This window comes from Streptomyces sp. NPDC056128 (genome assembly GCF_042263835.1).
Taxonomy (GTDB): Bacteria; Actinomycetota; Actinomycetes; order Streptomycetales; family Streptomycetaceae; genus Streptomyces.
Genome location: NZ_JBHJVQ010000001.1, coordinates 860,831 through 886,160, shown reverse-complemented (window position 1 = coordinate 886,160; position 25,330 = coordinate 860,831). Strand labels below are relative to the sequence as shown.

Below are 25,330 nucleotides of genomic sequence, written 5' to 3'. Positions count from 1 at the left end.
GCCTTTCGTGTGTGACGCGACGACTTGCTCAGGTGGCGAAGAAGGTTGGGGTCAGCGAGGCCACGGTCAGCCGGGTGCTCAACGGCAAGCCCGGGGTCTCCGACGCGACCCGGCAGGCCGTGCTGAGCGCGTTGGACGTCCTGGGCTACGAGCGGCCCACCCAGCTGCGGGGCGAACGGGCCCGGCTGGTCGGGCTGGTGCTGCCCGAGCTGCAGAACCCGATCTTCCCCGCGTTCGCCGAGGTCATTGGCGGCGCGCTCGCCCAGCAGGGGCTGACGCCGGTGCTGTGCACCCAGACCAAGGGCGGCGTCTCCGAGGCCGACTACGTCGAGCTGCTGCTCCAGCAGCAGGTCTCGGGGGTGGTCTTCGCGGGCGGTCTGTTCGCGCAGGCGGACGCCCCGCACGACCACTACCGGCTGCTGGCGGAGCGAAACATCCCGGTGGTGCTGATCAACGCGTCGATCGAGAACCTCGACTTCCCGTGCATCGCGTGCGACGACGCCGTGGCCGTGGAGCAGTCCTGGCGGCACCTGGCATCGCTGGGGCACGAGCGCATCGGCCTCGTGCTCGGTCCGTCCGACCACATCCCGTCCCGCAGGAAGCTCGCCGCCGCCCGGGAAGCGGCCGGGGCCGCGCACGCCGAGCTGCCGGACGAGTTCGTGGAACGCGCCATGTTCTCCCTGGAAGGCGGCCAGGCCGCCGCCGCCCGCCTCCTCGAACGCGGCGTCACCGGCATCATCTGCGCCAGCGACCCCCTCGCCCTCGGCGCCGTACGCGCCGCCCGCCGACGCGGACTCCACGTCCCCCACGACGTCTCCGTCATCGGCTACGACGACTCCGCCTTCATGACCTGCACCGAACCACCCCTCACCACCGTCCGCCAACCCATCGAAGCCATGGGACGCGCCGCCGTCGACCTCCTCTGCGCCCAGATCCAAGGCACCGAAGTCCCGCACGGCGAGCTGCTCTTCGAACCGGAACTGGTCGTCCGCGGCTCCACGGCGCAGCCGTCCGCCGGCTGACCGCAGACCTCTCACCCGTCCCCGCCCGCAAATTCCTTGCGGGAAATGGCAGCGGCTTGCGGTTCTCCGACGGAGCCCGTGAAAGTCGCTGTTCCAGGGCACCACCCGGGAGTTCCTTACACCCCACCACTACCGCGCCGGTCCGCCGTGCGCGGAGTTCATGCCGCACATCCTGTAGACGACTCAACAGTTCTCTGCAACTCTCTGAGCGCTCAACGTAAATGACAGAGAACATTCAGGAACGAGGCGGAGATCGGGGACAGATGAGAATCCGGAACTGGAGATCACGTGCGCTGTGCACGGTGGTCGCGACCAGTCTCCTGGCGCTGGGCGGCCCCCTGCTGTCGGCCACGGCGGCAGGCGGACCCAACATCGCCGTGGGGGACGCCACGGCGGCGAGCAGCGCGCACGGTGAGTACGGCGCCGCCAACATCACCGACGGCAACCAGGGTTCGTACTGGCAGAGCGGCGGCGGCAGCCTCCCGCAGTGGGTCCAGACCGACCTCGGCACCACGGAGCGGATCGACGAGGTGGTCCTGAGACTGCCCGCCGGCTGGGAGCGCCGCGACCAGACACTCTCCCTCCAGGGCAGCGCCGACGGTACGAGCTTCAGCACCCTGAAGGGTTCCGCCACCTACCGCTTCGACCCGGGGTCGGGCAACACGGTCACCGTGAGCTTCCCCGCCACCAGGACGCGGTTCGTGCGGGTCGAGATCACGGCCAACACCGGCTGGCAGGCGGCGCAGCTCTCCGAACTCGAGGTGCGCGCGGCCGGGGAGTCGTCGACGAACCTCGCCGCGAACCGGACTCTGACGGCGAGCAGTTCCACGGGGGCGTACACGGCCGGCAACGGCAACGACGGCAACAAGGCCACCTACTGGGAGAGCGCCAACAACGCGCTGCCGCAGTGGATCCAGGCCGACCTCGGCGCCTCCCGCAGGGTCGACCGCGTGGTGCTGCGGCTGCCGGACGGCTGGGGTGCCCGCAGCCAGACCCTGAAGATCCAGGCGAGCGAGAACGGCTCGGACTTCGGCGACCTGACCGCCGCCAAGGCGTACACCTTCGACGCGGCGGGCGGCCAGTCGGCGACGGTCGCCTTCGACGCCACGACCGCCCGCTACGTGCGCGTCCTGGTGACCGCGAACACCGGCCAGCCGGCCGCCCAGGTCTCCGAGCTGGAGGTCTACGGCCCGGCGGGCGGCGACACCCAGGCCCCGACCACCCCCGCGAACCTCGCCCTCACCGAGCCGGCGACCGGCCAGATCAGGCTGACCTGGAACGCGTCCTCGGACGACACGGCCGTCACGGGGTACGACATCTACGCCAACGGTGACCTGCTGACCTCGGTCGGCGGGAACGTCACCACGTACACCGACACCCGTCCGGGCGACGCGACGGTCACCTACCATGTGCGGGCCAAGGACGCGGCCGGCAACGTGTCGGGGAACAGCAACACGGTCACCCGGCGCGGCGACAACGGTGACACGCAGGCGCCGACCGCGCCGTCGAACCTCGCCCTCACCGAGCCCACCGCCGGTCAGGTGAAGCTGACCTGGAGCGCCTCCACCGACAACAAGGGCGTCACCGGGTACGACGTCTACGCCGACAACAAGCTCCGCAAGAGCGTCGCGGGCGACGTCACCACGTACACCGACACCCAGCCCGTCGCCGCGAACGTGACCTACTTCGTGCGGGCCAGGGACGCGGCCGGCAACGTGTCGGGCGACAGCAACTCCGTCCTCCGCAACGGCACCAGGGACGGCTCGAACCTGGCCGTCGGCAAGCCGATCAGCGCCTCGTCGGTGATCCACACGTACGTCGCCGAGAACGCCAACGACAACAGCACGTCGACCTACTGGGAGGGGGCGGCGGGCAGCTACCCGAACACGCTGACCCTCAAGCTCGGCGCCAACGCCGACATCAGTGCCGTCGTACTCAAGCTCAACCCCGACACCAGTTGGTCCAAGCGCACCCAGAACATCCAGGTGCTCGGCCGCGAGCAGGCGGCCTCCGGGTTCAGCAGCCTGGTGGCCGCGAAGGACTACGTCTTCGATCCGGCGAGCGGCGGCAACAGCGTGACCGTGCCCGTCGACGGCCGGGTCGCCGACGTGCAGCTCAGGTTCACCTCCAACACGGGGGCGACGGCCGGGCAGATCGCCGAGTTCCAGGTGATCGGCGCCCCCGCGCCCAACCCCGACCTGGAGGTGACGAAGCTGGCCACCTCGCCCGCCTCGCCCGTCGAGTCGGACGAGATCACCGTGTCGGCCACCGTCCGCAACAGCGGCGCCGCGGCGAGTCCGGCCGGCAAGGTCGCCCTGCGGCTCGGTGACACCAAGGTCGCCACCGCCTCCGTGGGCGCGCTTCAGGCGGGTGCGCAGAGCACGGTCAGCGCCTCCATCGGGGCGCGCGACGCCGGCTCCTACGAGCTGAGCGCGGTCGCCGACGAGGCCGGCGAGATCATCGAGCAGAACGAGACCAACAACACCTACACGCGTCCGGAGCCGCTGGTCGTCAAGCCGGTCCGGAGTTCCGACCTGGTCGCCGCGACCGTCACCACCTCCCCCTCCAGCCCGGCCGCCGGTGACGACGTCACGTTCAAGGTCGCGCTGCGCAACCAGGGCACCCAGGACTCCGCGGGCGGCGGCCACGCGGTGACGCTCACCCTGGTGGACTCCGACGGCGCCACCGTCAAGACGCTGACCGGCACGCACTCCGGTGTCATCGCCGCCGGTTCGACGAGCCCCGCGGTGAGCCTCGGCCCCTGGAAGGCGGCCAACGGCTCGTACACCTTGAAGGTGAAGGTGGCCGACGACGCCAACGAACTGCCGGTCAAGCGGGAGAACAACACCTCCACGCAGCCGCTGTTCGTCGGACGCGGCGCCAACATGCCGTACGACATGTACGAGGCGGAGGACGGCACGGTCGGCGGCGGTGCCACCGTGGCCGGACCGAACCGGACCATCGGCGACATCGCCGGGGAAGCCTCCGGCCGCAAGGCGGTCGAGCTCGACGCGACCGGCGAGTACGTCGAGTTCACCACCCGGGCCGCCACCAACACCCTGGTGACCCGCTTCTCCATCCCGGACGCGCCGGGCGGCGGCGGCATCAACTCCACGATCAACGTCTACGTCGACGGCGTCATGAAGAAGGCGCTGCCGCTGACGTCGAAGTACGCCTGGCTCTACGGCAACGAGGCCTCGCCCGGCAACTCCCCCGGCTCGGGCGCGCCGCGTCACATCTACGACGAGGCGCACCTGATGCTGGGCGAGACCGTCCCGGCGGGCAGCAGGATCCGGTTGCAGAAGGACGCCGCGAACAACACCGACTACGCGATCGACTTCGTCAACCTGGAGCAGGTCGCCCCGGTGGCCAACCCCGACCCGGCGGCGTACGCGGTGCCGGCCGGGTTCACGCACCAGGACGTGCAGAACGCGCTCGACCGGGTCCGCATGGACACCTCCGGCAAGCTGGTCGGGGTGTACCTGCCGGCCGGTGATTACCAGACGTCGAGCAAGTTCCAGGTGTACGGCAAGGCGGTGAAGGTGGTGGGCGCCGGTCCGTGGTTCACCAAGTTCCACGCGCCCACGACGCAGGACAACACCGACGTCGGCTTCCGGGCCGAGGCGAGCGCGAAGGGGTCGTCGTTCGCGAACTTCGCCTACTTCGGCAACTACACCAGCCGCATCGACGGTCCGGGCAAGGTGTTCGACTTCTCCAACGTGTCGGACATCGTGATCGACAACATCTGGAACGAGCACATGGTGTGCCTCTACTGGGGCGCCAACAGCGACCGGATCACGATCAAGAACTCCCGGATCCGCAACATGTTCGCCGACGGTGTCAACATGACCAACGGCTCGACCGACAACCTGGTGTCCAACAACGACGCCCGGGCGACCGGTGACGACAGCTTCGCGCTGTTCTCGGCGATCGACGCCGGCGGCGCGGACATGAAGAACAACCTGTACGAGAACCTCTCGACGACGCTGACCTGGCGTGCCGCGGGACTCGCCGTCTACGGCGGCTACAACAACACCTTCCGCAACATCCACATCGCGGACACCCTGGTCTACTCCGGCATCACCATCAGTTCGCTGGACTTCGGCTACCCGATGAACGGCTTCGGCACCGATCCGACGACCTTCGAGAACATCTCGATCGTCCGGGCCGGCGGCCACTTCTGGGGACAGCAGACCTTCCCCGGCATCTGGGTGTTCTCCGCGTCCAAGGTGTTCCAGGGGATCCGGGTCAACAACGTCGACATCGTCGATCCGACGTACAGCGGCATCATGTTCCAGACGAACTACGTGGGAGGGCAGCCGCAGTTCCCGATCAAGGACACCGTCTTCACCGACGTGTCCATCACCGGCGCGCGCAAGAGCGGTGACGCGTTCGACGCCAAGTCCGGCTTCGGCCTCTGGGCCAACGAGATGCCCGAGCCGGGGCAGGGCCCCGCGGTCGGCGAGGTCACGTTCAACGGGCTGAGGCTGGAGGGCAACGCCGTGGACATCCGGAACACGACGTCCACCTTCAAGATCAACCGCAACCCGTAGACCGAGCGGGCCGCACCGGCCCTTGTCGGTCAGGCTACTGACTGGCGCAAGCCTCTTGCAGAGGCTTGCGCTAGTCTTGCGTTTGTGACACGACGACTTGCTCAGGTGGCGAAGAAGGTTGGGGTCAGCGAGGCCACGGTCAGCCGGGTACTCAACGGCAAGCCCGGGGTCTCCGAGGCGACCCGGAGGTCCGTGCTCAGCGCGTTGGACGTCCTGGGATACGAGCGGCCCACCCAGCTGCGGGGCGAGAGAGCGAGGCTCGTGGGGCTGGTGCTGCCCGAGCTGCAGAACCCGATCTTTCCCGCGTTCGCCGAGGTCATCGGCGGTGCGCTCGCCCAGCAGGGCCTGACGCCGGTGCTGTGCACCCAAACCAAGGGCGGCGTCTCCGAGGCCGACTACGTCGAGCTGCTGCTCCAGCAGCAGGTCTCCGGCGTCGTCTTCGCCGGCGGCGGCCTGTTCGCGCAGGCGGACGCGCCGCACGACCACTACCGGCTGCTCGCCGAGCGCAACATCCCCGTCGTGCTCATCAACGCCTCCATCCCGGATCTGGACTTCCCGTGCATCGCGTGCGACGACGCCGTGGCCGTGGAGCAGTCCTGGCGGCACCTGGCATCGCTGGGCCACGAGCGCATCGGCCTCGTGCTGGGACCGTCCGACCACATCCCGTCCCGCAGGAAGCTCGCCGCCGCCCGGGAAGCGGCCGGAGCCCTGCACGCCGCCCTGCCCGACGCGTTCGTGGAACGGGCCATGTTCTCCCTGGAAGGCGGCCAGGCCGCCGCCGCCCGACTGCTGGAGCGCGGCGTCACCGGCATCATCTGCGCCAGCGACCCCCTCGCCCTCGGCGCCGTACGCGCCGCACGCCGACGCGGACTCCACGTACCCCACGACGTCTCCGTCATCGGCTACGACGACTCCGCCTTCATGACCTGCACCGAACCACCCCTCACCACCGTCCGCCAACCCATCGAAGCCATGGGACGCGCCGCCGTCGACCTCCTCTGCGCCCAGATCCAAGGCACCGAAGTCCCGCACGGCGAGCTGCTCTTCGAACCGGAACTCGTCGTTCGGGGCTCCACCGCGCAGGTTGGGGCCCGGTAGCGGATCCTCAACTTCTTCGGCCGACTGTCAAGCAATTACGAAATCAGCGCGGGATATTGCGTTCACTTGTTCGCGGTGGTTGAGTGAGCGGCGCCCCACAACGCATCGGCGGTGGGGCGCCTTCCACGTTCATGCCCGAAGGGGACCACCCATGAGAAGTGCTCGGTTCCGCCGTACTCGCCGTGCCGGCGCCATCACGCTCGTCTCCGCTCTCACCCTGACCGCTCTGGCCGCCTGCGGCACGAGCAGCAGTGACGACGGCGGCGGTTCCGAAAGCGGCAGCGGGTCCTCCGACCCGGCTGCTCCGCTGGACCCGAAGACCAAGGTCACGATCACCATCGACTGCATGCCACCGACGGCGAAGGCGGCCGAGCTGAAGGAGTGGAAGGAGGACGTCAAGGAGTTCAACAAGATCTACCCCAACGTCACCATCGAGGGCCGCTCCACCCCGGGCCAGTGCCTGGAGCCGCCGCGCTTCACGGCGATGCTCAAGGCCAAGTCGCAGCCCGACGTCTTCTACACCTACTTCACCGACCTGCCGCAGGTGCTGGACAACGACGGCGCCGAGGACATCACGGCGTACGTCAACGACAAGACCGTCCCCGCCCTCAAGGACATCGACCCGAACGTCCTGGGCTCGCTGAAGCACGAGAACAAGCTCTACGGCCTGCCCACCAGCAACTACACGATGGGCCTGCTGATCAACCGCAAGCTCTTCGAGAAGGCCGGACTTGACCCGGACAACCCGCCGCGCACCTGGGACGAGGTCCGCACCGCCGCGAAGAAGATAGCCGGTCTGGGCGACGGCATCGCCGGCTTCGGCGAGTACAGCGCGGGCAACACCGGTGGCTGGCACTTCACCGCCCAGATGTACAGCCGCGGCGCCCAGGTCGTCGACGAGAGCGGCAAGAAGGCCGCGTTCAACAACGAGACGGGCAAGCAGGTCGCCGAGAACCTCCACGCCATGCGCTGGGAGGACGAGAGCATGGGCAAGACCCAGCTGCTCAAGTGGGGCGACCTCCAGAAGCAGATCGCCACCGACAAGCTCGGCATGTTCCTCGCCGCGCCCGACGACATCACCTACATGGTCCAGCAACTCGGCGCGGACTACGAGAACTTCGGCATGGGGCCGATCCCGGGTGAGAAGAACACGCTGGCCGGCGGCAACAGTTACATGATCAAGAAGGGGATCTCCGCCGACAAGGTCAAGGCGGCCGTCGCCTGGCTGAACTTCGAGAACCTCACCGTCGGCAAGGGACAGTTCGACTGGGCCCGCAAGAAGGCCGACAAGCTGCCGGTCGGCCTCCCGCAGCCCAACTTCTGGCTGAACGAGTCGAAGAAGAAGGACGACGCGGCCCGGATCGAGCACGCCACGATGCCGGTCGAGAACTTCAAGGCGTTCATGGACAACCCGGTGCCGGGCATGGCCGAGCCGCCGAAGGCGCAGGAGGTCTACAAGGTCCTGGACAACGTGATGTCCGGCATCCTCACCAACAAGGACGCCGACATCGACAAGCTGCTCTCCAGCGCGGAGAAGCAGGTCGACCAGGTCCTGGCCACGCAGTGACCGGCTCCCTCGGGGGGCGGGCCGCACCGCCCCCCGGGGCCCATGAGATCAGTCCCAAGGAGCGACGATGTCGGCCCCCAGCCTGACCCCGAGCAAGGCGGCGAGAGCCCGCCACGCCCAGCCGCCGGTGGACGGCCCGCCCCCGCGCGGCGGGTCCTTCGGCAGGAGCCTGAAGCGCAACCTCACCGCGCACGGCTTCCTGATCGGAGCGGTCCTCTGCTTCGCGTTCTTCTCCTGGTACCCGATGGTCCGGGAGTTCCTCCTCGCCTTTCAGAAGACGGACCAGGGCGAGGTCTCCTGGGTCGGCCTGGACAACCTGCGAACGGTCTTCAACGACCCGGCCTTCTGGCAGGCGTGGCGCAACACGCTGCTGTTCACCGTGCTGGCCCTGGTCCTCGGCTTCGCCGTGCCGTTCGTCGTCGCGCTCGTCATCAACGAACTCAGGCACGGCAAGGGGTACCTGCGGCTGCTGGTCTACCTGCCGGTGATGCTCCCGCCGGTCGCCGCGGTCCTGCTCTTCAAGTACCTGTACGACCCCGGTTACGGGCTGCTCAACGAACTGCTCGGTTCCGTCGGGCTGCCCGAGCAGCAGTGGCTCCAGGACCCCGACCTCTCGATGCTGTCCGTGGTCATCGCGTCGACGTGGATGAACATGGGCGGCGCGGCACTCATCTACCTCGCCGCGCTCCAGGGCATCCCGGGGGAGCTGTACGAGGCGGCGGAGCTGGACGGGGCCGGACTGCTGCGCAAGGTCTGGCACGTGACGATCCCGCAGACGCGGCTCATCCTCTCGCTGATGCTGCTCATGCAGGTCATCGCCACCATGCAGGTCTTCGTGGAGCCCTTCCTGCTCACCGGCGGGGCCGGGCCCGAGGGCTCGACCACCACCGTCGTCTACCTCATCTATCAGTACGCCTTCAACTTCAACAACTACGGCGCCGCGGCGGCCCTCGGCCTGCTGCTCCTCGTACTGCTGGCCGGGTTCTCGGCGGCGTACGTGAAGCTCAACCGCGCCGAGGACGAGTAGGCCGGGGGAATCCACCGATGTCCACACGCACGCTCATCTCGCCGGCCCAGCTCGCCCGGCCCCGCGGCAAGGTCCTCTACTGGGTGACGTTCGGCGGTGTGATCACGCTGTTCACCGTGGTCTTCCTCGGCCCCATGTACTGGATGGTCTCCAGCGGGTTCAAGGACACCCAGGAGGTCGTCCGAACCCCGCCGACGCTGGTCCCCGAGTCCTTCGAACCGGACAACTACACGCAGGCCTGGAACGTCATGGATCTGGCCGGCCTGCTGGGGAACACGCTGTACTACGCGTTCGGCGCGCTCGCCTTCCAGCTGGTGCTCGACGTGGCGGCCGCCTACTCGCTCTCCAAGCTCCGTCCGGTCTTCGGCAAGGCCATCCTCGGCATGATGCTGGCGACGCTGATGATCCCGGCGACCGTCCTGGTCGTGCCGCAGTACCTGACGGTGCTCGACGTGCCGATCTTCGAACGCAACCTGCTGAACACGCCGTGGGCGATCTGGCTGCCCTCGGTGACCAACGCCTTCAACATCTTCCTGCTGAAGCGGTTCTTCGACTCGATCCCCAGGGAACTGCTCGACGCCGCCTCGATGGACGGCGCGTCGCCGATGCGCACCCTCCGGTCGATCGTCCTGCCGATCTCGCGGCCGATCCTCGGCGTGGTGTCCATCTTCGCGATCGTGGGCGTCTGGAAGGACTTCCTCTGGCCCATGCTGACCCTGCCCGACCCGGCCAGGCAGACCCTGAACGTGGGGATCTACTCGCTGTCCAACGGTGTACCCGTCAACGTGCTGATCGCCGCGCTGACCATGGCGTCACTGCCCACGCTCATCATCTTCCTGATCTTCCAGCGCAACATCATGAGCGGACTCACCGCCGGAGGGCTCAAGGGCTGAGGCACCGCGCCCCGCCCTCCTCCTCTTCCGCCCCGCCGGCTCGTCCCGTCAACCTTCGCCGCCGGCCCGTCCGACGCCCCGCACTGTCCGGGCCGGCGGCGAAGATCCACCCTGCCCGAAAGGACCGTCACGTGGCAGCCCCCACCTCGCACCGCACCGCAGACTGGTGGCGCGACGCCGTCATCTACCAGGTGTACCCCCGCAGTTTCGCCGACGGCGACGGCGACGGCACCGGTGATCTCGCGGGCGTCCGGGCGCGACTGCCCTACCTCGCCGAACTCGGCGTCGACGCCGTCTGGTTCACGCCCTGGTACGTCTCCCCGCTCGTCGACGGCGGCTACGACGTCGCCGACTACCGCACCATCGACCCGGCCTTCGGCACCCTCGGCGAGGCCGAGAAACTCATCGCCGAGGCACGGGAGATGGGCATCCGCACCATCGTCGACATCGTCCCCAACCACGTCTCCGACCAGCATGCCTGGTTCCGGGCGGCGCTGGCCGCCGGTCCGGGCAGCGCGGAGCGGGAGCGGTTCCACTTCCGGCCGGGCCGCGGCGAGAACGGTGAACTGCCGCCCAACGACTGGCCCTCCCAGTTCTCCGGCCGCACCTGGACCCGGGTGCCGGACGGCGAGTGGTACCTGCACCTGTTCACGCCGGAGCAGCCCGACCTCAACTGGGCCCATCCGGAGGTGCGCCGGGAGCACGAGGAGATCCTGCGGTTCTGGTTCGAGCGCGGGGTGGCGGGCGTCCGCATCGACTCCGCCGCGCTGCTCGCCAAGGACCCCGCCCTGGCGGACTTCGTGGAGGGCGTCGACCCGCACCCGTACATCGACCAGGACGAGCTGCACGACATCTACCGCTCCTGGCGGGCCGTCGCCGACGCCTACGGGGGCGTCTTCGTGGGCGAGGTGTGGCTGCCCGACGCCGAGCGTTTCGCGCGCTATCTGCGGCCCGACGAACTGCACACGGCCTTCAACTTCAACTTCCTGTCCTGCCCCTGGGACGCGGGACGGCTGCGCCGCACCATCGACGACACGCTGGCCGAGCACGCTCCGGTCGGCGCCCCCGCCACCTGGGTGCTGTGCAACCACGACGTGACCCGGACGGTGACCCGGTACGGCCGCGAGGACACCGGCTTCGACTTCGCGAAGAAGGCGTTCGGGACGCCGACCGACCCGGCCCTCGGCACCCGGCGCGCCCGCGCGGCCGCCCTGCTCACGCTGGCCCTGCCGGGCTCCGTCTACCTGTACCAGGGTGAGGAACTCGGCCTGCCCGAGGCCGACGTCCCGCGCGGGAGCATCCAGGACCCGATGCACTTCCGCTCCGGGGGCACGGATCCGGGCCGGGACGGCTGCCGGGTGCCGCTGCCCTGGGCGGCCGACGCCCCGTACTGCGGTTTCGGCTCCGAGACCGAGCCCTGGCTGCCGCAGCCGGAGGGCTGGGCGCGGTACGCGGCCGACAGGCAGGCCGCGGACCCGGGGTCGATGCTGGCGCTCTACCGCGAGGCGCTGCGGCTGCGGCGCACCACCGAGGGTCTCGGTGACGGTCCGCTGGACTGGCTGCCCGCACCCGACGGGGTCCTCGCGTTCCGGCGCCCGGGCGGTCTGGTGTGCGTGGTCAATCTGTCGGCGGCGCCGGTCGAGCTGCCCGCGCACCGCTCCCTGCTGCTCGGCAGCCGGCCGCTGGACGGGGACGGCCGGCTGCCCGTCGACACGGCGGTCTGGCTGCGCGACTGAGCCGCCACCTGACCGGTGCCCCGGTCGGCGCTCCCCCGCCGATCGGGGCCTCGCCGTCGCCGCTCGACCCGAGGCAGGGCAGAATCGGGTCAGGATGCCGTGGGAGGAGGCGACGCGTGCGGGAACGACCGTGGCTGCCCGGGGTGCGCCGCCCCCCGAATCCCCTCGTGAGCGGGCACCGGGCGGCGCGGGGCGCGCTGCGGTCGATGACGGAGGCGCTGGGCGCGCGACGCCGGCTGGCCTGGTTGAACGCGGCGGACCTGAGCATCGGCACCACGCTCGACGTGCGGCGGACGGCGGAGGAGCTGGCCGACTTCACCGTGCCGGAGCTGGCCGACGGCGCCGCGGTGGACCTGCTGGACTCGGTCCTGCGGTTCCAGGAGGGCGACCGGGTCCCGGGAGGGGGCGCGCCGCGGCTCAGGGCCATGGCGGTGTCGGAGGTCGAGGGCCTGAACCTCGCGCCCGATCCCGTGGGCGAGCTGTCGGTGCACACCGCCGACCGGCTGGGGCAACGGTGCCTCACCTCCCGCCGGCCGGTGCTGGTGACCCGGATGACGCGGGCGGACTTCGCCGTGATCGCGCCCTCGCGCGAGTCGTCGGACATCATGCGCCGGGCGGGCGTCCACTCCTATCTGGCGGTGCCGCTGATCGCCCGCGGGGTGCTGCTGGGGCTCGCCGACTTCGTACGGGCCGGCCACCGGGCGCCGTTCAACCGGACCGACGTGGCCCTGGCCATGGAGCTGGCGTCCAAGGCCGCCGTGTACATCGACAACGCCAGGCTCTACGGGCGCGAGCGCGACCACGTGGTGACGCTGCAGCGGGCGCTGCTCCCCCGGTCCAGCCCGAGCACTCCCGGGCTCGACGTGACCTCGTGCTACGACCCGGCCGCCGATCCGGCCGCGGTGGGCGGCGACTGGTTCGACGTGGTCGCGCTGCCCAGCGGACGTACCGCCCTGATGGTGGGCGATGTGATGGGGCGCGGTCTGGCCGCCGCCGCGACCATGGGCCGGCTGCGCACGGTGGCCCGGACCCTGATGGCGCTGGACATCGCGCCCGAGCGGCTGCTGGCCCGCCTCGACCTGGCCGCCCGCGACCTGGAGGAGGACCAGGTCGCCACCTGTCTGTGCGCGGTGTACGACCCGTACGGCGGCACGTTCCGCGTCTCCAGCGCCGGTCACCCGCCGCCGCTGCTGACCGGGCCCGACGGTGTCTCCGCGTTCCTGGAGGTGCCCGCGGGGGCGCCGCTGGGGGCGGGGGTGATCCCGTACGACGTGGTCGAGCTGCCGGTGCCCGAGCGGAGCCGGCTGACGCTGTTCACGGACGGGCTGGTCAGATCGCGCACGGCCGACCTGGGCACGCAGTTGGAGCGGCTGCGCGTGGCGGTCGGCGAGGGCCTGCCCGCGGACGGCACCGAATGCCGGGCCGTCGCCGAGCGGATCGGCGGTGACCGGTCGGACGACGCGATCGTCCTGGCGGCCCTCGCCCGGCCGCTCGGTCCGGAGTGCGACGTGTACGTACGCCCGCTGCCACCAGACGGCAAGGCCGCCGGACAGGCCCGTACGGCGGTGCGCGAGCAGTTGGAGCGGTGGGGTCTGGAGGATCTGGTCGATACGACGGAGCTGGTGGTCAGCGAACTGGTCGGCAACGCCCTGCGGTACGGGAACGCCCCGGGTGAGCTGCGGCTGCTGCGGCACGAGCGGCTGTCGGTGGAGGTCTCCGACTCCGGTCCCGACCTGCCGCAGATCCAGCACGCGGACGTGAGCGACGAGAGCGGGCGGGGTCTGCAGCTGATCAACATGCTGTGCCGGCGCTGGGGTTCGTGCCGCACCCCCGACGGCAAGGTGGTCTGGGCCGAGCAGGACCTGCCGATGCGGGCCGGGGTGTCCGGCCCGCGGTAGCGGCTACGCCGCCTTGTCCATCGTCCGGCGGGCGAACTGGGTGCGGTGCAGTTGGGCGTAGCGGCCCTGGGCGGCCAGGAGTTCCTCGTGGGTGCCGCTCTCCACGATGCGGCCGGCCTCGACCACCAAGATCCGGTCAGCCGCGCGGACCGTGGAGAGCCGGTGCGCGATCACCAGGGCGGTCCGGTCCGCCAGGGCTTCGGTGAGGGCCTCCTGGACGGCCGCCTCGGAGGTGTTGTCGAGGTGGGCGGTGGCCTCGTCCAGGATGACGACGCGCTGGCGGGCGAGCAGCAGCCGGGCGATGGTCATGCGCTGGCGTTCGCCGCCGGAGAGCCGGTAGCCGCGCTCGCCGACCACGGTGTCGAGGCCGTCGGGCAGGGACCGGACGAGGTCGGTGAGGCGGGCGCGGCGCAGCGCGTCCCACAGTTCGGTGTCGCTCGCCCCGGGGCGGGCCAGCAGCAGGTTGGCGCGGACGGTGTCGTGGAAGAGGTGGCCGTCCTGGGTGACCATGCCGACGGTGTCGCGCAGCGACCGGGCGCTCAGGTCGCGGACGTCGACGCCGCCGACGCGGACGGTGCCGCCGTCGGTGTCGTACAGGCGCGGCAGCAGTCCGGCGATGGTGGACTTGCCGGCGCCGGAGGAGCCGACGAGGGCGATGGTCTGTCCGGGTTCGGCGCGGAAGGAGAGGCCGTGGAGGACCTCGTCGCCGCCGCGGGTGTCCAGGGTGGCGACTTCTTCGAGGGAGGCGAGGGAGACCTTGTCGGCGGCCGGGTAGCCGAAGCGGACGTCGTCGAACTCGACGGCGACCGGGCCGTCGGGGACCGGGCGGGCGTCGGGCTTCTCGTCGATGAGCGGGGTCAGGTCCAGCACCTCGAAGACCCGCTCGAAGCTGACGAGGGCGCTCATGACCTCCACGCGGGCCCCGGCGAGCGCGGTGAGCGGCGCGTAGAGGCGGGTGAGCAGCAGGGCCAGGGCGACGACGGCGCCGGGGTCCAGGCTGCCGCGCAGGGCGAGGAAGCCGCCGAGGCCGTAGACGAGGGCGAGGGCCAGGGCGGAGACCAGGGTGAGGGCGGTGATGAAGGCGGCCTGGGCGGTGGCGGTGCGCACCCCGATGTCGGCGACGCGGCGGGCCCGGTCGGCGAATTCGGCGGACTCGTCCTCGGGGCGGCCGAAGAGTTTGATCAGGGTGGCGCCGGGTGCCGAGAACCGCTCGGTCATCCGGGTGCCCATCGCGGCGTTGAGGGCGGCGGCCTCGCGCTGCATGCGGGCCATGCGGCGCCCCATCCGCCGGGCCGGGAGCACGAACACCGGGAGCAGCGCCAGGGCGAGCAGGGTGATCTGCCAGGACAGGGTGAGCATCACGGCGAGGGTGAGCACGAGGGTGACGAGGTTGCTGACGACACCGGACAGGGTGTTGCTGAAGGCGCGCTGGGCGCCGATGACGTCGTTGTTGAGCCGGGAGACCAGCGCGCCCGTACGAGTACGTGTGAAGAACGCGACCGGCATGCGCTGCACATGATCGAACACGGCCGTGCGCAGATCGAGGATGAGCCCCTCCCCCAGCGTCGCCGAGATCCTGCGGGAGAGGATGCCGAGCACCGCCTCGGCGACCGCGATGAGGGCGATGAGCAGGGCGAGGCGGACGACCCTGCCCTCGTCGCCGCCCGACACGATCGCGTTCACGACGCGTCCGGCCAGGACGGGGGTGGCGACGGCGAGGAGTGCGGTCACCACCCCGAGCAGCACGAACCGGACGATGCGGGTGCGGTGCGGGCGGGCGAAGGCGGCGATGCGGCGCAGCGTGGCGCGGGCGAGGGGTCGGCGCTCCTGCTCGGCGTTCATGACGCTGTGCAGTTGGGTCCAGGCTGTGGTCTCCATGCTCATGCGAAGGACGGTAGAACCTCAAGCAACCTTGAGGTCAAGGCGGCGCCGCCCGCGGTCCGTAAGCCGTCGTCCGCGCGTCGGCCATCCGTAGTTGGCGCGGCTGGGGGAATGTCTTGTGGTGTGACGACAGCGGTACGACTCCCACGACTGCCCGAGAAGCCGCTCCTGCGCCGGGTTCCGGTCCGGCGGATCCTGTGCGTGCTTCCGCTGCTGCTGGTCACCGTGGTCGCGGTGCGGCACCGGTCGGTGCTCGCCGAGGGCTTCGGTCATCTCGCCACGGCCCGCTGGCCGTGGCTGCTGGCGGCGGCCGGCGCGACCTGTCTGACCTGGGTGGCCGCCGCCTGCACCCGGCAGGGCGCGGTGGTGGAACGGCTGCCCCGACGGCGGCTGCTGGCCACGCAGTTCGCGGCGGGCGCGGCCAACCACCTGCTGCCGACGGGCCTGGGCGCGAGCGCGGTCAACCTGCGGTTCATGGCGGTGTGCGGGCTGCCGCTGGCGCGGTCCTCGGCCGCCCTCGCCCTGTACCTGCTGGCGGAGAGCGTGGGCCGGCTCGTCCTGCTGGGCGCGTTGTTCGTCCTGTTCCCCGGCGCGCTGCGGCTCGGCACGCTGCTGCCCGAGGGGGCGGTGGGGCCGCTGCTGGTGGTCGCGGGCGCGGTGCCGGTGGTGGCGGCGGGGGTGCTCGTGCTGGTGCCGCGGCTGCGCGGGGCGGTGGCCTCGTTCCTGCGGACGGCGCTCGGTGAGGCCCGCTCGGTGCACCGTCGCCCGGCGCGGGCGGTGGCGCTGTGGGGCGGCGCGCTCGCGTTCCCCGCGCTGCAGGCGTCCGCGCTGGTCCTGGTGGGCGTGTCGCTGGGGCTGCCGGTGCCGGTCGCGCACATGGCGGTGGCGTACCTGGCGGCGACCGTCGCGGTGGCGCTGGTACCGACGCCGGGCGGTATCGGTTCGGTCGAGGCGGCGCTGGTCGTGGCGCTGGTGGCGGCGGGCGGCCCGGCGGCGGTGGCCACGGCGGTGGTGCTGGCGTTCCGGCTCCTGACGGTCTGGCTGCCGCTGCTGCCGGGGGCGTTGACGCTGGCGGCGCTGGTGCGGATGCGGGTGATCTGAGGGCGGCCGGGGGGCTGTGGGCGTGGTCAGGCGACGGTGACGCGTACCGGTCCGCCGCCGGGGTCGACCCGGTGCGTCCAGCGGGCCGTCAGGGTCAGCGGGCGGTGCGGGACGGCGGTGGTGAGCGGTAGGCGGGCGCGGTGCAGCGGGCGGCCGTCCTGGGTGACGTACAGGACGGGGCGGGTCAGTGGGATCGCGGTGCGCAGGAGGTACGGGAGGCGGTCGGCGGGGGTGACGAGGTTCGGGGTGACGCGGAGCAGGGGTGGTCCGGCGAGGAGGGGGACGGCGGCGGGCCGGTCGTCCGGCGCGCCCGTGCCGAGCCGGTCGTGTACGGCGGTCGCGGCGTGGGCGCCTTCGCGGGCCGCGGTGGCGGCGCTCTCGACGGCGTGCAGCAGGCTGCCGGCGGCGAAGACGCCGGGGCGGGTGGTCCTGAGGGCGCCGTCCACGGCGGGGCCGCCGGTGCCGGGGTCGAGGGTCAGCGCGCCGCGCCGGGCGAGTTCGTGCTCGGGGACGAAGTCGCCGGTGAACACGACGGTGTCGCAGCGGAGGGTGGCCGTACGGCCGTCGCGGTGGCGGACGCGTACCCCCGACAGGCGTCCGTGGCCGAGGAGTTCGGTGACCGTGGTGCCGGTGAGGACCGGAGTGCGGTGGCGCAGCCGGGTGTTCAGGGTCGGCGCGGGGCGGGCCGGGGCCCGGGGCAGCTCCGTGAGCAGTGCCACCACCTCGGCTCCGGCGGCGCGTACGGTGTCGGCGGCGGCGTGCGAGACGGACTCCGCGCCGACGATCACCGCACGGTCGCCGATGTGCTGCCCGTAGCGGTGCACGGCCCGCTGGAGTTCGCCGGTGGTGTACACGCCGGCGGGGCGGGTGCCGGGAACGAGGCGGGCGGCACGGGGGCGTTCGCGGGCGCCGGTGGCGAGGAGGACGGCCCGGGCGGCGATCGTCTCGGCGCCCCGGGGTCCGACGGTGGCGAGGGTGCGGGGGCCCGCCCAGTCGAGGGCGGTGACGCCGGTCCGTACGTCCGCCCCCGCGCGGACCGCCGCGTCGGCGAGCAGCCGGGCGTGGGCGGGGCCGGTCCGCGTGTGCGGCCAGGTGCCGAAGCCGCGGTGCGCACAGTGGACCAGCGCTCCCCCGGGCCACCGCTCGCGCTCCAGGACCTCGACGCGCGCGCCGGTCATCGCCAGTTGGGTCGCGGCCACGAGTCCGGCGGGGCCCGCCCCCACGACCAGGACGTCGACCTCACGCGTCATCGCCGTGCCTCCTCGAACAGTTCCCGGACCGCGGCCCCGCAGTAGAAACCCTGGCAGCGGCCCGCCCGGGCGCGGGTGCGGCGGCGCAGCCCGTCGAGGCCGCGGGGCGGGATCGTACTGGCGAGGGCGTCGCGGATCTCGCCCCGGGAGACGCGCTCGCAGTGGCAGACCAGGACGCCGTACTCCGGGTCGGCGGCGACCAGTTCGGGCCGCGGGCACGTCTCGCCGAGGGAGGGCATGCGGACCGGCTCCGGGGGGCGTTGCGGACCGAGGTCGAGTCCGGTGCCGGCGAGGAGGCCGGTGACGTGTTCGGCGATGGCGAGGGAGGCGGTGAGGCCGGTGGAGCGGATGCCGCCGACGGTGACGCAGCCCTGGCCGGGGTGGGCGGTGATCCGGTAGTCGTCGTGCTCGGTGGCGGCGCGCAGGCCGGCGTAGACGGCGGTGACCTCCTCCTCCAGCAGCGCGGGGAGGATACGGCGGCCCTGCTCGCGCAGTCGGCGCAGGCCCTCGGCGGTGGACTCGGTGGCGCCCTTGTCGTCGAGGTCCTCGGCGGTGGGACCGAGCAGGACGTTGCCGTGCACGGTGGGGGCGACCAGGACGCCCTTGCCGAGCGCGGTGGGGACGGGCAGGAGGATGTGCCGGACGAGTGCGCGGGCGAACGTGTCGTGGACGATGAGCTGGCCCCGACGCGGGGTGACGGTGAAGTCGTCGTGGCCGAGTTGCCGGTCGAGGGTGTCGGCGTGCAGTCCGGCGGCGTTGACGAGGCGGCGGGCGCGCACGGTGCCGCGCGGGGTGGTCAGGTGGTGGACGCCGTCGTGGTGTCCGGCGTGTTCGACGGGCGCCTCGAGGTGCAGGTGGACGCCGGCACGGACCGCCTGGGTGGCGTACGCCAAAGTCGTCGTCCACGGGCAGATGACGCTCTCGCCGGGCACGTGCAGGGCGCCGAGCGCGCCGGGGCCGAGGTGGGGTTCGCGGGCGTAGAGGTCGGCGGGGGCGAGGACACGGGTGTCGTGGTACTCGTTGCGCGCGGCCTTCTCGGCGAGGCGGGGCAGGGCGGCGAGCTGCTCCTCGTCCCAGGCGACGAGCAGCGCGCCCACGGGTTCGACGGGGATGCCGGACTCGGCGGCGTACGCGGCGAGTTCACGGGAGCCGGTCCGTACCAGCCGGGCCTCCAGGGAGCCGGGCACGGCGTCGAAGCCGGTGTGCAGGATGGCGGTGTTGGCCTTGGACGTGCCCTGTCCGACATCGTCCCGCGCCTCGACGAGCGCGACACGCAGCCCCGGATGGTGCGCGAGCCGCCGCGCGATCGCGCACCCGACCACTCCGGCGCCGACGATCGCGACGTCGTACGGGTCCTCGGGCAGCGTGCCGGAGACGGTGACGGTCGTCATGCGGAACTCCGTCCGGTACGGACGCCCGTCACGCGGGGTTCCCGGCGAACGTCACGCCGACCGCGCCGGCGCGCGTCATGCCGCCCGCGGCGGCGCGCGTCATGCCGGGCCCCCGGCGAGCAGCGCGTCGACCGCCGTGCGGAAACGCGCGCGACCGGAGGCCGGTCCCGTCAGCGGTGACGCGGACGAGCCCGCAGGACCCTCCCCGGCGCACCCCGCCCCCGGCACCCACCCGATGCCCCTCACGCCGGACCACCGGCCAGCAGCACGTCGACCGCCGTGCGGAAGCGGGCGCGGCGGGCTGCGGCCTCGTCGGGGGTGACGCGGGGCTCGTAGACGGTGGTCGGGCCGGTGGGGGGCAGGGCGGTGGCGAGTGTCAGGGCCGGGTTCGCGCCGAGGCGGGCCAGCGCTCCCACGCCGAGCGCGGTGGCGTCCGGCAGGGCGGACACCTCCACGGGGAGTTGGAGCAGGTCGGCCTGGGTCTGCATGAGGAGCGCCGAGCGGGTGAGTCCGCCGTCGACGCGCAGCACCTTCAGGGGGGTGCCGAGGTCGCCGGCCGCCGCGTCGGCGAGTTCGGCGACCTGGGCGGCGATGCCCTCGCACAGGGCGCGCACCAGGTGGCCGGGGGTGGTGTCCAGGCCGAGACCGGTGAGCGAGCCGCGCAGGTCGCCGCGCCACCAGGGGGCGGCGAGGCCGGCCAGCGCGGGGACGAAGGTGACGCCGCCGCTGTCCGGCACGGTGGCGCCGACGGGGTCGAGGTCGGCGGCGCCGGTGATGACGCCGAGGCCGGTGAGCCAGCGCACGGCGGAGGCGGCCGTGTACACCTGTCCGTCCAGGCAGTACTCGGTGCGTCCGCCCAGCCGCCAGGCGACGCAGGCGGCCAGGCCCGAGGCGCCCCGTCGCGGGGTGTCGCCGGTGTGGGCGAGGAGGAACGCGCCGGTTCCGTAAGTGCACTTGGCGGTACCAGGCTCGGTGACGCGCTGGGCGAGCAGGGCCGCCTGCTGGTCGACGGCGAGTCCGGTGAGCGGGAGTTCGGGTCCGAAGGCGCTGGTCGTGCCGACCGGGGCGGCGTTGTCGACGACGTCCGGAAACGGCTCGTCGGACAGGCCGTACAGCTCCAGGGCGCGGGGCGACCAGTCGGCGCGGTCGAGGTCGAGGAGCTGGGTGCGGGAGGCGGTCGCGGCGTCGGTGACGTGGGCGCCGGTGAGCCGGTGGACCAGCCAACTGTCGGACGTGGAGATCCGGCCGTCGCGGGTGAGGTGGCGTCGGATCCAGGCCATTTTCGGCGCGGCGAAGTACGGGTCGAGCGGCAGGCCGGTCAGGTGGCGCAACTCGTCGGCTCGTGGTGAGAGTTCGGTGCAGATCGGTTCGGCCCGGCGGTCCTGCCAGACCAGGGCGCGGGTGAGCGGGCGGCCGGTGTCCGGGTCCCAGGCGAGTACGGTCTCGCCCTGGTTGGCCAGGCCCAGCGCGGTGACCGGCTGCCCCGCCTCGGCGAGGGCCTGACGGCCGGCGTCGACCACCGAGCCGTACAGCTCCTCCGGGTCCACCTCGACCAGGCCGCCCGGCAGGTGGCGGGGGCGGACCTCGGCGAAGCCGGTGCCGACGACGCCGCGTTCGGGGCAGATCACCAGGGCCTTGGTGCCGGACGTGCCCTGGTCGACGGCGAGCACCGCACCGGTCATCGCGTCCCTTCCCGCCTCCCCCGCCGACGGCCTCGGCGATCACTGCGGGCCAGCCTGCCGCCGGGCGCGGACCCGCGTCAAGGGCGGCTGATCGGGAGTCAGTTCGCCCTGGTGGGAGCGGATTTGCACGGCTGTGCCGAAACTGAACAGAGGCGGAACCTCCGCCTCTATAGTGGCCGCCGACCGCACGACCGCTTCACCGCCGCCCAGGGGAGGGCTGTTTGTCACGCCACGCTGCCGTCCCGCCCGTACCACTCCCGGCAGCGGGCGCCTGATGGCCAGGGACGGGGCACAGCCCGCCTACGACCCCGCCGGCCACGACACCGGACTGCGCTCCGCCCTCCAGGAGCTGCGGGCCGGACGCTGGATGTCGATGCGCGCCCTGCTCGACGAGACCACGTCCTGGTCGCGGTGGACGCAGCGCACCCAGGTGCTGGCCGCGTCCGCCGCCGGTACCGACGTGGTGCGGGCCTGGCTCGCGGAGGAGCCGCACAGTGTGCCGGCCGCGGTGATGCACGCCCGGGTCGTCGTGGAGCGCGCGCTGCGGGCGCACCGCGAGGACCACCCGCGCACGCGGGAACTGTGGCTCCAGGCCTGGCACGCCTGCGACGCGGCGACCCGTTCGGCGCCGTACGACCCGGTGCCGTGGGTGTGCCTGCTGGCGCTGGCCCGGCTGGACGAGGAGCAGCGCTGGGACGAGCATCGGATGGCGCCGCCGGAACCCATGCTGCCGGCGGGGCCGTGGGGGCTGCTCGCGCAGGCCGGCAAGCGGGACCCGTACAACCGCGAGGCCCACCACCGCATGCTCCAGTTCCTGTATCCGCGGGGCGGCTCCGAACGGCTCGCGCAGGCGGCGGGGTTCGCGCAGTGGGCGGCGGGATCGGCGCCGCCCGGCTCCGCGCTGCACGTGCTGCCGCTGTACGTGCGGGTGGAGCGCTACCGGCGTTCGGGCGGGCGGGAGGCCGCCCTCGACCTGCACTGGGTGGCGGAGGACGCCACCCGGGAGGCGCGGCAGGCGTACCGCTCCTGGTTCGCCCTCACCCCCCACGACGAGCGGTCCCAGCTGGACATGAACCACTTGGCGCACGCCCTGTGGGGCGCCCTGCGGTTCGCGGAGGCGGACCGGGTGTTCGACGCGCTCGGCCCCTACTGGACGCCGCAGCCCTGGGCCTGCCGGGTACCGGGGACGGGCTCCTCCCAGCGGGCGGTGGAGGTCTTCCTCCAGGCCCGGACGCGCAGCCGCTCGGCCGCCCACGGCGGTGGCCGGCGCCTCTGACCCCCCACACCCTTCCGTTCCGGAGGTTTCGTATGTCCCGCCCTTCCGAACCGTCCGTCCCGGGGCCGCGCGCCGCGTCCGGCGCCGCGACCGACGAGGAGCAGCGTCTGCGCGAACTCGGCTACCGGCCGGTGCTGGCCCGCCGCATGGGCGGCTTCGGCAACTTCGCGATCAGCTTCTCGGTGATCTCGATCCTGTCCGGCTGCATGACCCTGTACGGCTTCGGCATGGGCACCGGCGGCCCCGCCGTGATGCTGTGGGGCTGGGCGGGCGTCGGCCTGTTCGTGCTGTGCGTCGGGATGGCGCTGGCCGAGGTCACCAGCGCGTATCCGACGTCCGGCGCGCTGTACTACATGGCCGACCGGCTCGGCGGACGCCGCTGGGGCTGGTACACGGGCTGGCTGAACCTGCTGGGGCTGCTCGGCGCGATCGCCGGGATCGACTACGGGGCGGCGCTGTTCACGGGCGCGTTCCTCAACCTCCAGTGGGGCTTCGAGCCGACGCCGGAGAAGACGATGCTGATCTTCGTCGTGATCCTGATGCTGCACGCCACCCTCAACCTCTTCGGCGTGCGGCTGGTCAGTGTCCTCAACTCGGTCAGCGTGTGGTGGCACCTGGCCGGTGTGGCGCTCATCGTCGGCGCGCTGGTGATCGTCCCGGACCACCACCAGTCGCCGTCCTTCGTCTTCACCGAGTTCGTCAACGACACCGGCTGGGAGAACCCGCTGTACGTGGCGGCGATCGGGCTGTTGCTGGCGCAGTACACGTTCTCCGGCTACGACGCCTCCGCCCATCTGTCCGAGGAGACGTCGAACGCCTCGGTGTCGGCGGCGCGCGGCATCGTGCGGGCCATCTGGGTGTCGTGGCTGGCGGGCTTCGTACTGCTGGCCGGACTGACGTTCGCCATCCAGGACTACGCGGCCACGCAGAACACCGCGACCGGGGTGCCGCCCGCGCAGATCCTCCTGGACGGCCTGGGCACGGACGGCGCGAGCGCGCTGCTGCTCGTGGTGATCGTGGCGCAGCTGTTCTGCGGCAACGCCGAGGTGGCCGCCGCCAGCCGCATGGTGTTCGCGTTCAGCCGGGACGGCGCCCTGCCCGGCTCGGCCCTGTGGCGCAAGGTCTCCGCCCGCACCCAGACCCCGGTGGCCGCGGTGTGGCTGTCGGTGGTGGTGGCCGGTCTGCTGGCCGTGCCGTCCCTGTACTCGGCGACGGCGTACGGCGCGGTGACCGCGATCAACGTCATCGGCATCACCCCGGCGTACGCCATTCCGGTGCTGCTGCGGCTGCGGGCGGGCGACCGGTTCACGCCGGGGCCGTGGAACCTGGGCCGGTGGAGCAGGCCGGTGGGCTGGGTCGCGGTGGTGTGGGTGGCGTTCGTCACCGTGCTGTTCTGCCTCCCCCAGTCGTCGCCGGTGACGGTCGACACGATGAACTACGCGGCCGTCGCGCTGGTCGTCGTACTGGTTTTGGCCACGGTGTGGTGGTTCGTCGCCCGTCGGTCGTACGGCACTCCGACGACCGCGGCGTACGGCGACGACCGTGACCAGGCGGAACTCGCCGAGGGGATCGTCTGAAACGCCTCTCCCCGCCCCTGGGCGCGGTACGGAACACCGCTCGGGATACGGCAGGATGAGCCCTCGCGCCGGTCGAACTGCCTTGCGACCGGTGCGAGCGCACATCCCGGAATCCAGTAGCCATCGAGTGATCGAGCAGGTGACGACGTGACGCGAGCTCACATCCGGCCGTCGGCGGGGAACTTCGCCGCGGCCGAGCCCCGTGGAGGTGGCCGGTGACCGACGACCTGACCATGGACCACCTGGTGCCCGCGGGCATCGCGCTGGGGTCGGGCCTGCTGGGGGCGTTCCTGCTGCGGATGCTGCTGCGCTGGCTGGCCGGCCACGCGGGGCGCACCCGCTGGAGCGGCGACGACGTCATCGTGGCCGCGCTGCGCACGATGGCGCCGTGGGCGGCGGTCTCGGCCGGTGCGGCCGGTGCGGCCGCGGCGCTCCCGCTGACGCGGGCGGTGCAGCACAACGTCAACCAGGTGCTGACGGTCCTGCTGATCTTCGTGGCGACGGTGACGGCGGCGCGGTTGGTCGCCGGTCTGGTGCGGTCGGTGACGACGTCCCGGTCCGGGGTGGCCGGGTCGGCCACGATCTTCGTCAACATCACCCGGATCCTGGTGCTGGCCATCGGCTTCCTGGTGATGCTGCAGACGCTGGGCGTCTCCATCGCGCCGCTGCTCACCGCGCTGGGCGTGGGTGGTCTGGCGGTCGCGCTGGCCCTCCAGGACACGCTGGCCAACCTTTTCGCGGGCATCCACATCCTGGCCTCGAAGACCGTGCAGCCGGGTGACTACATCCAGCTCAGCAGCGGCGAGGAGGGATACGTCGAGGACATCAACTGGCGCCAGACCACCGTCCGCGACCTGTCCAACAACCTGGTCGTGATCCCGAACGGCCAGCTCGCGCAGTCCAACATGACCAACTTCATGCGGCCCGAGCAGCAGCTGACCATCCTGGTCCAGGTCGGCGTCTCCTACGACAGTGACCTGGAGCACGTGGAGCGGGTGACGATCGAGGTGGTCGCCGAGGTGATGGCGGAGATCAGCGGCGCGGTGCCCGAGCACGAGCCCGCGGTGCGTTTCCACACCTTCGGCGACTCGCGGATCGGGATGACGGTGATCCTCGGCGTCGGCGAGTTCAGCGACCAGTACCGGATCAAGCACGAGTTCATCAAGCGCCTGCACCGGCGCTACCGCACGGAGGGCATCCGCATCCCGTCACCGGCCCGGACGGTCGCGCTCCAGCAGGGGGCCGTGGTGTTCCCGCAGCAGCGGACGGGAGAGCCCGACGACGCCCCGCACGCCGGATTCGTCCGGAATCTCCCGTCGAACCCCAGTCGAGTCGACGCCGAGCACGAGATATCTTGATGTCGAGCAATGTTGCAGAC

General features: G+C 71.9%; 16 protein-coding genes. 12 read left to right on the top strand and 4 right to left on the bottom strand.

Translation table 11 applies throughout. The features are described 5' to 3' along the window. Window positions 1-11: 11 nt before the first annotated feature. The 8 genes from ACFC1X_RS03870 to ACFC1X_RS03835 all read left to right on the top strand — a co-directional run bounded on the left by ACFC1X_RS03870 (window position 12) and on the right by ACFC1X_RS03835 (window position 13,794). Window positions 12-1,022 carry a LacI family DNA-binding transcriptional regulator gene (locus ACFC1X_RS03870; protein WP_376348472.1) on the top strand — a complete coding sequence of 337 codons (1,011 nt, stop codon included), beginning with the start codon at window positions 12-14 and terminating at the stop codon, window positions 1,020-1,022. Window positions 1,023-1,285: 263 nt separating this feature from the next. Next, complete coding sequence (locus tag ACFC1X_RS03865; protein WP_376348470.1) at window positions 1,286-5,575, top strand: discoidin domain-containing protein; 4,290 nt, start codon at window positions 1,286-1,288, stop codon at window positions 5,573-5,575. Window positions 5,576-5,659: 84 nt separating this feature from the next. Further along, on the top strand, window positions 5,660-6,673 hold the full coding sequence (locus ACFC1X_RS03860; RefSeq protein ID WP_376348468.1) for a LacI family DNA-binding transcriptional regulator: 1,014 nt from the start codon (window positions 5,660-5,662) through the stop codon (window positions 6,671-6,673). A gap of 151 nt (window positions 6,674-6,824) precedes the next feature. Then, complete coding sequence (locus ACFC1X_RS03855) at window positions 6,825-8,240, top strand: extracellular solute-binding protein (protein ID WP_376348466.1); 1,416 nt, start codon at window positions 6,825-6,827, stop codon at window positions 8,238-8,240. A gap of 67 nt (window positions 8,241-8,307) precedes the next feature. After that, window positions 8,308-9,267: a carbohydrate ABC transporter permease gene (locus ACFC1X_RS03850; protein WP_376348464.1), complete on the top strand. Its 960-nt coding sequence runs from the start codon at window positions 8,308-8,310 to the stop codon at window positions 9,265-9,267. 17 nt (window positions 9,268-9,284) lie between these two features. Next, window positions 9,285-10,160, top strand: a complete 876-nt coding sequence (locus ACFC1X_RS03845) for a carbohydrate ABC transporter permease (protein ID WP_376348462.1) — start codon at window positions 9,285-9,287, stop codon at window positions 10,158-10,160. 131 nt (window positions 10,161-10,291) lie between these two features. After that, the gene (locus ACFC1X_RS03840; RefSeq protein WP_376348460.1) at window positions 10,292-11,896 is read left to right on the top strand and encodes a glycoside hydrolase family 13 protein; all 1,605 of its coding nucleotides are present in this window, start codon (window positions 10,292-10,294) and stop codon (window positions 11,894-11,896) included. A gap of 116 nt (window positions 11,897-12,012) precedes the next feature. Then, window positions 12,013-13,794 (top strand): SpoIIE family protein phosphatase, encoded by a 1,782-nt coding sequence (locus ACFC1X_RS03835; RefSeq protein WP_376348459.1) that lies wholly within the window; start codon window positions 12,013-12,015, stop codon window positions 13,792-13,794. A gap of 3 nt (window positions 13,795-13,797) precedes the next feature. Here ACFC1X_RS03835 and ACFC1X_RS03830 read toward each other — a convergent pair whose 3' ends face one another. Further along, complete coding sequence (locus tag ACFC1X_RS03830; protein ID WP_376348458.1) at window positions 13,798-15,678, bottom strand: ABC transporter ATP-binding protein; 1,881 nt, start codon at window positions 15,676-15,678, stop codon at window positions 13,798-13,800. A gap of 198 nt (window positions 15,679-15,876) precedes the next feature. On the opposite strand from ACFC1X_RS03830, the gene ACFC1X_RS03825 reads away from it, so the two are divergent. Then, window positions 15,877-16,776, top strand: a complete 900-nt coding sequence (locus tag ACFC1X_RS03825) for a YbhN family protein (RefSeq protein WP_376348548.1) — start codon at window positions 15,877-15,879, stop codon at window positions 16,774-16,776. A gap of 26 nt (window positions 16,777-16,802) precedes the next feature. Here ACFC1X_RS03825 and ACFC1X_RS03820 read toward each other — a convergent pair whose 3' ends face one another. From ACFC1X_RS03820 to ACFC1X_RS03810, 3 genes are all read right to left on the bottom strand, one after another. After that, window positions 16,803-18,026 (bottom strand): NAD(P)/FAD-dependent oxidoreductase, encoded by a 1,224-nt coding sequence (locus ACFC1X_RS03820; protein WP_376348456.1) that lies wholly within the window; start codon window positions 18,024-18,026, stop codon window positions 16,803-16,805. Then, on the bottom strand, window positions 18,023-19,417 hold the full coding sequence (locus ACFC1X_RS03815) for an FAD-dependent oxidoreductase (RefSeq protein ID WP_376348455.1): 1,395 nt from the start codon (window positions 19,415-19,417) through the stop codon (window positions 18,023-18,025). The genes ACFC1X_RS03820 and ACFC1X_RS03815 overlap by 4 nt, the downstream gene beginning before the upstream one ends. A gap of 242 nt (window positions 19,418-19,659) precedes the next feature. Next, the gene (locus ACFC1X_RS03810; protein ID WP_376348453.1) at window positions 19,660-21,099 is read right to left on the bottom strand and encodes an FGGY family carbohydrate kinase; all 1,440 of its coding nucleotides are present in this window, start codon (window positions 21,097-21,099) and stop codon (window positions 19,660-19,662) included. A 274-nt stretch (window positions 21,100-21,373) separates the two neighbouring features. On the opposite strand from ACFC1X_RS03810, the gene ACFC1X_RS03805 reads away from it, so the two are divergent. From ACFC1X_RS03805 to ACFC1X_RS03795, 3 genes are all read left to right on the top strand, one after another. Further along, on the top strand, window positions 21,374-22,375 hold the full coding sequence (locus ACFC1X_RS03805) for a hypothetical protein (protein WP_376348451.1): 1,002 nt from the start codon (window positions 21,374-21,376) through the stop codon (window positions 22,373-22,375). 32 nt (window positions 22,376-22,407) lie between these two features. Continuing rightward, entirely contained in the window at window positions 22,408-23,952 is a 1,545-nt protein-coding gene (locus ACFC1X_RS03800) for an amino acid permease (RefSeq protein ID WP_376348449.1), read from the top strand. A gap of 215 nt (window positions 23,953-24,167) precedes the next feature. Further along, a complete protein-coding gene (locus tag ACFC1X_RS03795; RefSeq protein WP_376348448.1) occupies window positions 24,168-25,310 on the top strand; it encodes a mechanosensitive ion channel family protein in 1,143 nt (380 codons plus the stop codon). The last annotated feature ends 20 nt before the right edge of the window (window positions 25,311-25,330 follow it).